General features: G+C 65.0%; 12 protein-coding genes. 8 read left to right on the top strand and 4 right to left on the bottom strand.

Annotated features, from left to right (window positions below; genetic code table 11):
• Positions 1-109: 109 nt before the first annotated feature.
• Positions 110-1,369, top strand: coding sequence for a carbohydrate porin (locus tag ACIPIJ_RS23185; protein ID WP_401080970.1), 1,260 nt, complete (start codon positions 110-112; stop codon positions 1,367-1,369).
• Positions 1,370-1,500: 131 nt separating this feature from the next.
• On the opposite strand, the gene argE is transcribed toward ACIPIJ_RS23185, so the two are convergent.
• Both argE and ACIPIJ_RS23175 read right to left on the bottom strand, forming a co-directional pair.
• Positions 1,501-2,661, bottom strand: coding sequence for an acetylornithine deacetylase (gene argE / locus ACIPIJ_RS23180; protein ID WP_401080967.1), 1,161 nt, complete (start codon positions 2,659-2,661; stop codon positions 1,501-1,503).
• Positions 2,654-3,331: a DUF1028 domain-containing protein gene (locus ACIPIJ_RS23175; protein ID WP_401080964.1), complete on the bottom strand. Its 678-nt coding sequence runs from the start codon at positions 3,329-3,331 to the stop codon at positions 2,654-2,656. Before ACIPIJ_RS23175 ends, argE begins: the two co-directional genes overlap by 8 nt.
• A 301-nt stretch (positions 3,332-3,632) precedes the next feature.
• Here ACIPIJ_RS23175 and ACIPIJ_RS23170 point away from each other — a divergent pair, with 301 nt between their 5' ends.
• Complete coding sequence (locus ACIPIJ_RS23170) at positions 3,633-4,952, top strand: flavin-containing monooxygenase (RefSeq protein ID WP_401080962.1); 1,320 nt, start codon at positions 3,633-3,635, stop codon at positions 4,950-4,952.
• A complete protein-coding gene (locus ACIPIJ_RS23165; protein ID WP_401080959.1) occupies positions 4,952-5,368 on the top strand; it encodes a RidA family protein in 417 nt (138 codons plus the stop codon). Before ACIPIJ_RS23170 ends, ACIPIJ_RS23165 begins: the two co-directional genes overlap by 1 nt.
• Positions 5,369-5,472: 104 nt before the next feature.
• On the opposite strand, the gene ACIPIJ_RS23160 is transcribed toward ACIPIJ_RS23165, so the two are convergent.
• Both ACIPIJ_RS23160 and ACIPIJ_RS23155 read right to left on the bottom strand, forming a co-directional pair.
• Positions 5,473-6,378: a LysR family transcriptional regulator gene (locus ACIPIJ_RS23160; RefSeq protein WP_401080957.1), complete on the bottom strand. Its 906-nt coding sequence runs from the start codon at positions 6,376-6,378 to the stop codon at positions 5,473-5,475.
• 125 nt (positions 6,379-6,503) lie between these two features.
• Positions 6,504-7,424 carry a LysR substrate-binding domain-containing protein gene (locus ACIPIJ_RS23155; RefSeq protein ID WP_401080954.1) on the bottom strand — a complete coding sequence of 307 codons (921 nt, stop codon included), beginning with the start codon at positions 7,422-7,424 and terminating at the stop codon, positions 6,504-6,506.
• 188 nt (positions 7,425-7,612) lie between these two features.
• Here ACIPIJ_RS23155 and ACIPIJ_RS23150 point away from each other — a divergent pair, with 188 nt between their 5' ends.
• The 5 genes from ACIPIJ_RS23150 to ACIPIJ_RS23130 all read left to right on the top strand — a co-directional run bounded on the left by ACIPIJ_RS23150 (position 7,613) and on the right by ACIPIJ_RS23130 (position 12,138).
• On the top strand, positions 7,613-8,362 hold the full coding sequence (locus ACIPIJ_RS23150; protein ID WP_401080951.1) for an SDR family NAD(P)-dependent oxidoreductase: 750 nt from the start codon (positions 7,613-7,615) through the stop codon (positions 8,360-8,362).
• Between the two features lie 75 nt (positions 8,363-8,437).
• The gene (locus tag ACIPIJ_RS23145; RefSeq protein WP_401080949.1) at positions 8,438-9,736 is read left to right on the top strand and encodes an MFS transporter; all 1,299 of its coding nucleotides are present in this window, start codon (positions 8,438-8,440) and stop codon (positions 9,734-9,736) included.
• Positions 9,737-9,767: 31 nt separating this feature from the next.
• Entirely contained in the window at positions 9,768-10,616 is an 849-nt protein-coding gene (locus ACIPIJ_RS23140) for a transketolase (protein ID WP_401080947.1), read from the top strand.
• Positions 10,613-11,611: a transketolase family protein gene (locus ACIPIJ_RS23135; RefSeq protein ID WP_401080944.1), complete on the top strand. Its 999-nt coding sequence runs from the start codon at positions 10,613-10,615 to the stop codon at positions 11,609-11,611. The genes ACIPIJ_RS23140 and ACIPIJ_RS23135 overlap by 4 nt, the downstream gene beginning before the upstream one ends.
• Before the next feature lie 140 nt (positions 11,612-11,751).
• Positions 11,752-12,138, top strand: a complete 387-nt coding sequence (locus ACIPIJ_RS23130; RefSeq protein WP_401080941.1) for a VOC family protein — start codon at positions 11,752-11,754, stop codon at positions 12,136-12,138.
• The last annotated feature ends 47 nt before the right edge of the window (positions 12,139-12,185 follow it).

Raw genomic sequence — 12,185 nt, 5'->3', positions numbered from 1 at the left:
TTTTCGCGGGCAAGCCCGCTCCCACAGCGATCGCGCAGATGCTGTGGGGGCGGGCTTGTTCCGCGAATGGCCCCCAATAACACCAAGATTTCCCAGGAAAGCCCTCGCAATGCGCTACACACCTACTGCCCTGCTCCTCGCCCTGGCCAGCACCACCGCCCTGGCCGACGGCGACCTCATGACCCGCAGCACCATGACCGGCGACTGGGGCGGCTTGCGCCACCAGCTCGAAGAAGACGGCGTGAAGATCACCGGCGACTACAGCGGTGAAACCGCCTACAACGCCCACGGTGGCCTGCACCGCTCGGCGCGCTACTCGCAGAACCTCAAGTTCGGCGTGCAGTTCGACCTGTCGAAACTGTATGGCCTGGACAACGGTGGCAAGGTCCAGCTGACCATCAACGACCGTCGCGGCAACAGTGCCTCGGAGGACCTGGTAGGCAACCGCCTGCCGATCCAGGAAAACTACGGTGGCCTGTACACCCGCCTGACCGAGCTGAGCTACGAGCGCACCCTGTTCACCCCGGCGCTCAACGTCAAGCTGGGCTACATGGCCATGGGCAACGACCTCGGCGGCCTGGACAGCGGCATCCTGTGCAACTTCATGAACGCCGGTTTCTGCGGTCACCCGCTGAACATGTCCGGTGGCAGCGGCTGGACCAACTACCCCAACGCCCACCTGGGTGTGCGCGTGAAGTACGACCTGTCGCCTTCGTGGCAGCTGCGCGTGGCGGCGTTCAACGTCGACCCCGAGAGCAACGGCAACTCCAGCCGCGCCTGGCACCTGGGGCCCAAGCACACCACGGGCACCGTGGTGCCGGTTGAGCTGGTGTACAAGCTGCAGGGCGAACTGCCGGGCGAGTACAAGCTGGGTTACTACTACGACAGTTCCGACGTCAAACGCATCGGCAGCGACAAGGAAGTGTCCGGCCGTGGTGGGCACTACCTGCTGATAGACCAGGCAGTGTGGAACGATGCCGGCTCCCCAGGCCGCAGCCTGCATGCCTTCGGCCAGTACTCGGCATCGAGCGAGGCCGCCTCGCCGTTCACCAAGTGGTATGGCGCCGGCGTAGTCCTGTACAAGCCATTCGAAGGCCGCCCGCGTGACACCGTGGCGCTGGGCTATGGCCGCGCCGTGCAGAACCCGCGCAGCCGTGGCGTGCAGGAAGACGCCGCGCTCAATGCCGGGCAACCGCTGTCCAACATCGACGGCGCCGAGCAGTTGATCGAACTGAGCTATGGCTACCAGGCCACGCCGTGGCTGAACCTGCGACCGGATGTGCAGTACATCATCGAGCCGGGTGCCTTCTCCGGCCAGAGCATCGATGACGCGCTGGTGGTGGGCCTGCAAGTCAAAGCGACCTTCTGAGGCCTCGGGGCCGCTTTGCGGCCCATTCGCGGCGGTTCGTCGCCAGGACAAGCCCACACAGGTTCATCGCTGTTCTTGAACCTGCGCAAAAACCTGTGGGGGCGGGTTTACCCATGAAGCAGCCACCGCAGTCAGCCCTGCGTGAGGTAATCCACCAGCCTGAGCAGCATCGCATCACAGCCCTGCAACTGCTCCACGCTGACAAATTCATCCGGCTTGTGCCCCTGCTCCATGCTCCCCGGCCCACAGACCACGGTCGGGATACCTGCCTGATCGAACAACCCACCTTCCGTACCAAAGGCCACGGTGCCGAATGCTTCAGACCCACTGAGCAACGCGACCAAACCCGCCGCCTCGCTGTCGGCAGGCGTCGCCAAACCCGGATAGGCGCTAAGCGGCTCCAGGCGAATGTCACCGGCCGCATTGACCTTGCGCATGCGCGGCAGCAACTCTGCCTCGGCATAGGCCTGCAACTGGTCAGCCACCGTCTGCGCCTCGAAGCCTGGCAAGGCCCGCACCTCGAAGTCGAAGGCACACTCCTCGGGCACGATATTCAACGCTCGGCCCCCTTTGATCACGCCGGTCTGCACGGTCGAGAACGGTGGATCGAATCGCTCGTCATGCTGCTCGGGCACTGCCAGAGCGTCTCCGATCTCGCCCAGCTTGCCGATCAGCTTGGCGGCGTATTCGATGGCATTGACCCCATAGGGGGCGTACGCCGAATGGCACGCCGCGCCATGCACCTGGCAGCGCATGGCCAGCTTGCCCTTGTGCCCAAGCACCGGTTTCAGTTCGGTCGGCTCGCCGATCAGGCACAGGCGCGGCTTGTGTGAGCGCTGTTCCAGCGCGGCAAGCATCGAGCGCACGCCCAGGCAGCCGACTTCCTCATCATAGGAAAACGCCAGGTGCACCGGCATGCGCAGCGGTTGTGCCAGAAACGCCGGCACCGCCGCCAGCACCGAGGCGATAAACCCCTTCATGTCCGCCGTGCCACGGCCGTACAGTCGCCCTTCACGCTCAGTCAGCGCAAACGGGTCAACCGTCCAGGCCTGGCCATCCACTGGCACCACATCGGTGTGCCCAGAGAGCACCACGCCCCCCACACTCTTGGGGCCAATGGTGGCGAACAGGTTGGCCTTGGTGCCCTCGGGGTTATGGAACAGCTCGCTCTCAACGCCCAGTTCGGCCAGGTAATCGCGAATGAAGCCGATCAACTGCAGGTTGGAATCGCGGCTGACCGTGGCAAAGCCGATCAACCGGGCCAACAAGGCGCGGCTGCTGAACTCATTCATCCCCCGGCACCCCATAGCTTGGCGCGGTGGTGGGGTTCAGGGCGCGGGTGACGTAATCCTGCATTTGTGGGCGGTACGCCTGCCACAGGCCGTCGAGTACGCCGATCGGGTCTTCATCCGCCCAGTCCACTCGCAGGTCCACCAGCGGCCAGGTCAGCTCGCCGGCGACTTTCAGCGCCGCCGAGTGCACCGGGCCAGCCTCGCCACCAGCCGCCATGGCCGCGTGCATGGCCGCCAGCAGGCGATCGGCCAGGTGCCCTGCAGATTGTTCGAAGGCCTGCACCATGGCTTCGATCACCTGCACCGATGACAATAGATTGCCGGCTGCAGCACATTGCTCGCCGGCCACCGCATTGTGCACGCCCAGCGCTTCCTTGCCGGTGAACAGCGCCACCTGGCCGTTGCTGTCGATCACCGTGACTTGGCGAAACTCGCTCCAACCATTGGCGCTGAGCACCCGGTCCAGCGCCGCGGCTGGCGGCAGCCGGCCCTGTTCCAGGGCATCGAGAATTTGCGGGCCGAGGGCCGGCAAGGTGATGTTCTGGGTGGCCACGGCGCCGACGCCCGCACGCACCCAAGGGCAACGGGCGCCCACGGCGATGCTCGAAGAGCTGATGGCGATGCCGACCTGGCCGGTTTCCTGGCAGCGACCGATGATGGAAAAGGTCATGTGATGCTCCTGTTGTCCTGTGCGATTGCAGGCAATCTGAACAGAACCCTCCAGTGCGCGAAACCAACATTTTCCTCTGCCTTGAAGAGGAAAAAACTAAGGCCGCGGACAGCCCCTCGAAACACCTGCGCGCCCTCCAAAACCTCGCTGCAAGCCTTGCTCATCAAGGCCTTCGCCGTTTTATCGGCAAGCCCAAGCTAAATACTATTTTCGTGATTTGCACAGCGTCCCTAGTCTGGCCCCAGGTAACGGCGGTCCTCCAAACCGACCTGACAAAAACCGCCTGAACAAGGGCTCGGACATGACAATGAACACCATCGAAATCGACACCCTCGTCGTCGGCGCCGGCCAGGCCGGCGTGGCCATGAGCGAACACCTGAGCAAACTCGGCGTGCCGCACCTGGTGCTGGAACGTAACCGTATCGCCGAGGCCTGGCGCACGGGCCGCTGGGACTCGCTGGTCGCCAACGGCCCGGTGTGGCACGACCGCTTCCCTGGCCTCGAATTCAACCTCGACGCCGATGCCTTCGCCGGCAAGGACCAGGTGGCCGACTACTTCGAGCAGTATGTTCGCAAGTACAACCTGCCGGTGCGAACCGGCATCGAGGTGAAGAAGGTGGTGCGCAATGCCGACCGCCCGGGCTTCACCATCGAAACCAACGAAGGCGTGATCCGCGCCAACCGTGTGGTCGCTGCCACCGGCCCATTCCAGCGCCCGGTCATCCCGGCCATCGCGCCGAAAGACGAGCAGCTGCACCAGATCCACTCTGCCGCCTACTTCAACCCCGAGCAGCTGCCTGAAGGCGCGGTGCTGGTGGTGGGTGCCGGCTCCTCCGGCGTGCAGATTGCCGAAGAGCTGATGCGCGCCGGGCGCCAGGTCTACCTGTCGGTCGGTGCCCACGACCGCCCGCCACGCGCCTACCGCAACCGTGACTTCTGCTGGTGGCTGGGCGTGCTGGGCGAGTGGGATGCCGAAATCGCCAAGCCCGGCCGCGAGCACGTGACCATTGCCGTCAGTGGCGCCCGTGGCGGTCACACCGTGGACTTCCGTGCCCTCGCCCACCAGGGCATGACCCTGGTCGGCCTGACCCAGTCGTTCGACAACGGCGTGGCGCGCTTCCAGGACAACCTGGCGGAAAACATCCGCCGCGGCGATGAAAACTACCTGGCCCTGCTCGACGCCGCCGATGCCTATATCGAGCGCAACGGCCTGGACCTGCCGGAAGAACCCGAAGCCCGCAAGCGCCTGCCAGACCCGGATTGCGTCAGCAACCCGCTGCGCGAACTGGACCTGGCCCGGGCCGGTGTCACCAGCATCATCTGGGCCACCGGCTACGGCGTGGACTTCAGCTGGCTGCAGGTCGACACCTTCGACGCCAACGGCAAGCCCCAGCACCAGCGCGGCGTATCGCGCGAACCGGGCGTGTACTTCCTCGGCCTGCCCTGGCTGTCGCGCCGCGGTTCGTCGTTCATCTGGGGGGTGTGGCACGACGCCAAGCACGTCGCCGGCCACATCGCCACCCAGCGCACCTACCTGGCCTACCGCGACCGCGAACAGCGGGACGTGGATGAGCAGCAATCCAACTCGATCAGCAACGTCAGCACCCTCGGAGCCCACTGATGCCAACCCATACCCGCATCCGCATGTTCAACACCAAGGTCACCTACCCCAACCAGGCCCTGGACAACGACCTGTGCCAGGCCGTGCGCGCCGGCAACACCATCTATGTGCGCGGCCAGGTCGGCACCGACTTCGAAGGGCGACTGGTTGGCCTGGGCGACCCCCAGGCACAGGCCGAGCAGGCGATGAAGAACGTCAAGCAGTTGCTTGAAGAAGCCGGCTCGGACCTGTCACACATCGTCAAGACAACCACCTACATCACCGACCCGCGCTTCCGTGAGCCGGTGTACAAAGAGGTGGGCAAATGGCTCAAGGGCGTGTTCCCGATCTCCACCGGGCTGGTGGTTGCGGGCTTGGCCCAGGCCGAGTGGTTGATGGAGATCGACGTGATTGCGGTGGTGCCGGATCAAGACTGATCCCTTGAAACCACCGGGGCTGCTTTGCAGCCCTTTCGCCGGCAAGCCGGCTTCCACCCAGACGCTGCAGGGTCATTGTGGGAGCCGGCTTGCCGGCGATGCTTTTACAGCTTGCCCAGTTCTTCCCTGCAGAACTCGACAAACAGCTGCGCCGGCTTGGTCAGCTGCACCCGCTTCAAGCGCGCCGCCGCCAGCCCCGACAAGGTGACCGGCTCGGCGATGTCCAGCGTTACCAGCTTCTGCCCGTCATACGTGTATGGCGAATGTGGCCGGGTCACCAACAGCGAAAAGCCGAACCCCTGCCCCACCATCCCGCGCACCATCTCGATCGACGGCGAGCTGAAAACGATGTTCGGCGTCAGGCCCAGCTCGTTGAACAGGCTGACGAAATAGGTGCGGCTCGGCGCCACGTCCAGCAGGATCATCGGTTCCGGGCACAGGTCACGCAGCGACACTTGCGCCTGGCCGGCAAAGCGGTGCTTCTCGGGGAGCAGCACGTAGGGCTTGTGCGGCGGCATCAACGGCTCGGTCTCGATGGTGCCATCGAGGTCGTGGTCGTAGAGGAATGCTAGGTCGAAAGTGCCGGCGGTCAGCCCCTGTATCAGGTCCTGCTGCTCGCCGTCGCGCAGGCGGATATCGACACCTGGGTAGCGCTGGCGAAAACCGGCGATCAGGCGTGGCAGGTACAACGGCGCCACGGTCTCGAAACAACCAATGTCGATCTGCCCGGCCACGGTGTCGTTATCGGCCAGGGCGTTCTGTTCGAACTCGTGGGTCATCTGCAGCAGCGTCTTGGTCTTGGCGTAAAAGCGCTTGCCACTGGGGGTCAGCGACACGCCCTGGGCGTGGTGGCGGATGAACAGCTGCACACCGAAGCTCTCTTCCAGGCTCTTGATCGCCGTGGAGATCGACGGCTGGGCGATGTACAGCTGGCGCGAGGCCTCGGCGACACTGCCGGCCTCGACAGTGGTGACGAAATACTTGAGTTGTCGCAAGGTATAGGAAGCCACAGGCACCTCTCTGGCGCCGGTTGGGGGCGCCTTTGGAATTATCCTGCCACTTTACCGTGCCGCCGGGGCCACGGGCGGCTGGGTGATGAAGGATTTGCCTATGGCTTGAGCATATTTAGTCGGGGTCAGTAACTGAAGTCGTGCCCCAGTTGCCCTTGCATCCATTCCAAAAACCGACGCACCCGCGGCAACTCCGCATGGCCACGGGGAAACACCAGGTGATGGGCACTTACGGGGCTGGCCTGTTCGGCGCCGAACACCGGCACCAGCTGCCCGCGTGCCACGTAGTCCTGCGACAGCAATGAACTTTCCAGGGCGAAGCCATAGCCGTGGCTGGCTGCCTCCAGGCTCATGTAGGAACGGTCGAAGCTCAGGGCGAACGGGGCCTGGGGCAGCGACACGCCCTGTTGGGCGAACCACTGCGGCCACTGCACCAGCGCCGACTCGGAAAGGATCAGGTTGTGGCCCAGCAGGTCGGCGGGCTGCAGGATCGGCTGGCGCGCCAGCAGGGCCGGCGCGGCCAGCACCGTGGCGCGCTCGTGGCGGATGGTCCGTACCTCCAGGCTCGGCCAGTTCGGGTAGCCGTGTCGGATATCCACGTCGATCTGGTGCCGGCCAAAATGCAGCGCCTCGTAGGAGCAGGACAGGTTGATCTGGATGTCTGGGTGGCTGGCGCGAAACTGCTCCAGGCGCGGCAGCAGCCAGAGCAGGCCGAAACTCGGCGCCGAATGCAGGCGCAGGCAATCGAACCCCACCGCGCTGCCGGCGCGCTCGGTGGCCGTGGCCAGGCTCTGCAGAATACCGGACACCTCACGCAGGTACTGGTCCCCCGCTGCCGTCAGGGTCACGCCCTTGGCCGTGCGCAGGAACAGCGGGCGCCCAATCAACGCTTCCAGGTTGGCGATCTGATGGCTGACAGCCGAAGGCGTCAGGTTGAGCTGCTCGGCTGCGCGGGCGACGTTGCCGAAACGTGCGGCCTGCTCGAAGGCCTGAATCGCTTTCAGCGGCGGTAACTGGAGGGGCTTCTTGCCCGCGTCGTGATTCATCGATTTTCCGTCGTGAACTGGGGCTGAGCGCTGGCACGCAACGCGGCCGACACCTGCCCGGTGCTGAATTTTTTTCAGCATAGGCTGAAAGGCACTGCGTTGCCCAGCGCCGGTGCGCATACCAAGCTGTGCCTATCGGTTCTGCCTGGAACCGCTGCTCACAACAACAATCATCCGGAGCACTGCCCATGTTACTCGAAGGCAAGATTGCAATTGTCACTGGTGCCGCCTCTGCCCGCGGTATCGGCCGCGCCACCGCCCAGGCCTTTGCCGCCCAGGGCGCCAAGGTGGCCATCCTCGACCTTGACCTGAATGCCGCCCGCGATGCCGCCGGGCAGCTTGGCGAAGGCCACCTGGGCCTGGCCGCGAACGTGGCCGATGAAGCGCAGGTGCGCGATGCGGTGGCCGAAGTGCTGGCCCGGTTCGGGCGCATCGATGTGCTGGTCAATAACGCCGGCATCACCCAGCCCGTGAAGACGCTGGAAATCACCGGCAAGGACTACGACCGCATTCTCGACGTCAACCTGCGCGGCACCTTGCTGATGTCCCAGGCGGTGATCCCGACAATGCGCGCCCAGCGTTCGGGCAGCATCATCTGCATGTCGTCGGTCTCGGCCCAACGGGGCGGCGGCATCTTCGGCGGCCCGCATTACAGCGCCGCCAAGGCCGCCGTGCTCGGGCTGGGCAAGGCCATGGCGCGTGAGCTGGGCCCGGACAACGTGCGGGTCAACGCGATCACGCCGGGCCTGATCCACACCGACATCACCGGCGGCCTGATGCAGGACGAGCGCCGCCACGCCATCATCGAAGGCATCCCCCTGGGCCGCCTGGGCGAAGCCCGCGATGTGGCCAACGCCGCGCTGTTCCTGGCCAGCGACCTGTCCAGCTACCTGACCGGCATCACCCTGGACGTCAACGGGGGCATGCTGATCCACTAAGCGACGCGGCATGATGTTTCGCATCTGAGCCCCGCTACGGCGGGGCAATCGATAACAACAAGAGATCAGATCGACATGACTACACTCGTCCTCGACGCGGCCACCGCCGCGCGCAGCCATGCCTACCGCAAGACCGCCTGGCGGCTGATGCCGTTTCTCATGCTGTGCTACCTGTGCGCCTACCTCGACCGGGTCAACGTCGGCTTCGCCAAGCTGCAGATGATGGACGACCTGGCGCTGTCCGAGGCGGTATATGGCCTGGGCGCCGGCATGTTCTTCATCGGTTATTTCCTGTGCGAGGTACCCAGCAACATCATTCTGCACAAGGTCGGCGCGCGCCGCTGGATCGCCCGCATCATGATCACCTGGGGCATCATCTCGGCGCTGTTCGCCTTCGTCGAGACGGCCTGGCAGTTCTATACCCTGCGCTTCTTCCTCGGCGTCGCCGAAGCCGGCCTGGCGCCGGGCCTGCTGCTGTACCTGACCTACTGGTTCCCGTCGTATCGGCGGGCGAAGATGACCGCCCTGTGGTTCATCGCCATCCCGCTCTCGGGCATGGTCGGCGGGCCGTTGTCGGGCTGGATCATGGAGCGTTTCGCCGGCGTGCACGGCTGGGCTGGCTGGCAGTGGATGTTCCTGCTGGAGGCGATCCCCACGGTGCTGGTGGGCATCCTGGTGCTGAGCTACCTGAAGGATGGCGTCGACCAGGCCGACTGGCTCAATGACGAGGAAAAGGCGCTGGTACGCAAGGAACTGGCCGAGGACGAGCAGCACAAGGTGCAGCACGGTTCAGTGGGTGATTTCATCCGCGACCGCCGTCTGTGGTTGCTGGCGGGCATCTACTTCTGCGTGGTCATGGGCCAGTACGCCATCACCTTCTGGCTGCCGACGCTGGTACGCAACGCCGGCGTCAGTGACCCCCTGCATATCGGCCTGCTGACCAGCCTGCCGTACCTGTGCGCAATCGGCGCCATGCTGCTGGCCGGGCGCAGCGGCGACCGCCACCGCGAACGCCGCTGGCACCTGGCGATCCCCATGCTCGCCGGAGCCCTGGGCCTGACCCTGGCCGCGCTGTTCGCCAGCCACCTGAGCCTGTCGATCCTCAGCCTGTGCCTGGCCGCTGCCGGCATCCTGTCCGCCTCGTCACTGTTCTGGATGCTGCCCACCACGCTGCTGGGCGGGGTTTCAGCCGCTGCCGGCATCGCCGCCGTCAACAGCTTCGCCAACCTGGCCGGGTTCTGCTCGCCCTTCCTGATCGGTTGGGTCACCAGCACCCTGGGCAGCAACGCCATCGGCATGTACCTGATCACCGCCGTGCTGGTCTTCGGCGCCTGCCTGGTACTGCGCGTGCCGGCCAGCCTGGTCAACCGTTAATACCCCAACGTCCTTTGCAAGGAGTCACCCCATGAACGCCGTACCCGCTACCCCGGGTGCGCTGCCTCTGGCTGCGCGCGCCCACAACATTCGTCGCCATGCCCTGCGCATGGGCCAGGTCCAGGGCCAGGGTTACATCGGCCAGGCCCTCGGCGCTGCCGACCTGCTCGCCGTGGCTTACTTTCATGCCCTGCGCATGGACCCGGCCAACCCCGAGTGGGAGCAACGCGACCGCTTCTACCTGTCCATCGGACATTACGCCATCGCCCTGTACGCGGCGCTGATCGAAGCTGGGGTCATCCCGGAAGACGAACTGGAAACCTACGGCAGCGACGACAGCCGCCTGCCCATGTCCGGCATGGCGGCCTACACCCCCGGCATGGAGATCACCGGCGGCTCGCTCGGCCACGGCCTGGGCATCGCCGTTGGGGCGTGCCTGGGGCTCAAGCGCAAGGGCTCGCGCAACTGGGTGTACAACCTGCTTTCCGACGGTGAGCTGAACGAAGGGTCGACCTGGGAAGCGGTGATGTCCGCCAGCCACCGCAAGCTGGACAACCTGATCGCCATCGTCGACGTCAACAACCAGCAGGCCGATGGCCATTCCAGCGAGATTCTCGCCTTCGAGCCGATCGTCGAGCGCTGGCAGGCGTTCGGCTGGTACGTGCAACGGGTCGACGGCAACGACCTGGCCGCCTTGGTCCAGGCCTTCGACCAAGCCCGTGCCCATACCGCCGCACAACCGCGGGTGATCATCTGCGACACCCGTATGGGCAAGGGCGTGCCCTTCCTCGAAAACCGCGACAAGACCCACTTCATCCGAGTCGACGAACACGAATGGGACCTTGCCCTGCAAGCACTGGACGCCGGGAGCCACGCATGAACAGCCAGACCGCACCGCAGAAACGCCTGACCACCTCGGCGATGATCGCCTCGATCGCCGCCGAAGGCCAACCGACCCGGCCCGCCCCGTTCGGTCATGCCCTGGCAGCGCTCGCCGAGCAGCGCCAGGATATCGTGGGCTTGAGCGCCGACCTGTCCAAGTACACCGACCTGCACATCTTCGCCAAGGCTCATCCGGACCGTTTCTACCAGATGGGCATGGCCGAGCAATTGCTGATGAGCGCCGCCGCAGGCATGGCCCGCGAAGGCTTCACCCCGTTCGCCACCACCTACGCGGTGTTCGCCTCGCGCAGGGCATACGACTTCATCTGCATGGCAATCGCCGAAGAGAACCTCAACGTCAAGATCGTCTGCGCCCTGCCCGGCCTGACCACGGGGTACGGCCCCAGCCACCAGGCCACCGATGACCTGGCGATCATGCGCGCCATGCCCAACCTGATGATCGTCGACCCTTGCGATGCGCTGGAAATCGAACAGGCGGTACCAGCCATCGCCGCCCACCAGGGCCCGGTGTACATGCGCTTGCTGCGCGGCAACGTGCCTTTGGTACTGGACCGTTACGACTATCAGTTCCAGCTGGGCAAGGCCCAGGTGGTGCGCGGCGGCCGCGATGTACTGGTGATTGCCAGCGGGCTGATGACCATGCGTGCGCTGGAAGCGGCGGAACAGTTGCACAAGGACGGCGTGGATGTATCGGTGCTGCATGTGCCGACGATCAAGCCGCTGGATGAAGCGACCATCCTTGCCGAAGCTCGCAAACCGGGGCGGCTGGTGGTGACCGCTGAGAACCATTCGATCGTGGGTGGGTTGGGTGAAGCCGTGGCGGGTGTGCTGTTGCGCAATGGCGTGACGCCGACGTTCCGCCAGATCGCATTGCCGGACGCGTTCCTCGATGCCGGCGCGTTGCCGACCTTGCATGACCGCTACGGGATTTCCACCGAGGCGGTGGCGCGGCAGATCAAGGGCTGGCTCTGACCGGGTAGCGGCAATCCCCCTTTCGCGGGCAGGTCCCGCGAAAGGGCCGGTACTGGCGTGAGCAGAATGCCGCCTCGCTGGTGAAACAGGCCAAAACGTCTTTACTGGAGGGTAAACAGCCGCAGGAACGGTGTGCGCCTATGAAGATCGTTGTCACCAGCATTCTTGTCGACGACCAGGCCAAGGCCTTGGCTTTCTACCACTACGTGCTCGGTTTCGCCCCCAAGGACGACATCTCCCTGGGCCAGCATCGCTGGCTCACCCTGACCTCGCCCAACGACCCCAACGGTGTTCAGCTGGTGCTGGAACCTGACGCCCACCCCGCAGCCAAGACCTACAAGGCAGCGCTGCACCACGATGGCATCCCGGCGACGTCCTTTGGCGTACGCGACATCCAGGCCGAGTACACGCGCCTGTGCAAGGCCGGCGTCAAGTTCACCCAGGAACCCACCGACCTGGGCCCGGTCACCGTCGCGGTGTTCGACGACACCTGCGGCAACCTGATCCAGATCGCCCAGAAACATTGACCCTGCGCCATGGCAGGCGACGGTCGCATTCGCTACATTTGCTGCAG

The sequence above is a fragment of the Pseudomonas sp. NPDC087185 genome (genome assembly GCF_044744955.1).
Classification (GTDB): domain Bacteria; phylum Pseudomonadota; class Gammaproteobacteria; order Pseudomonadales; family Pseudomonadaceae; genus Aquipseudomonas.
Note: the sequence above shows the minus strand (reverse complement) of the source record. Positions and strands in the feature narration are given on the sequence as shown.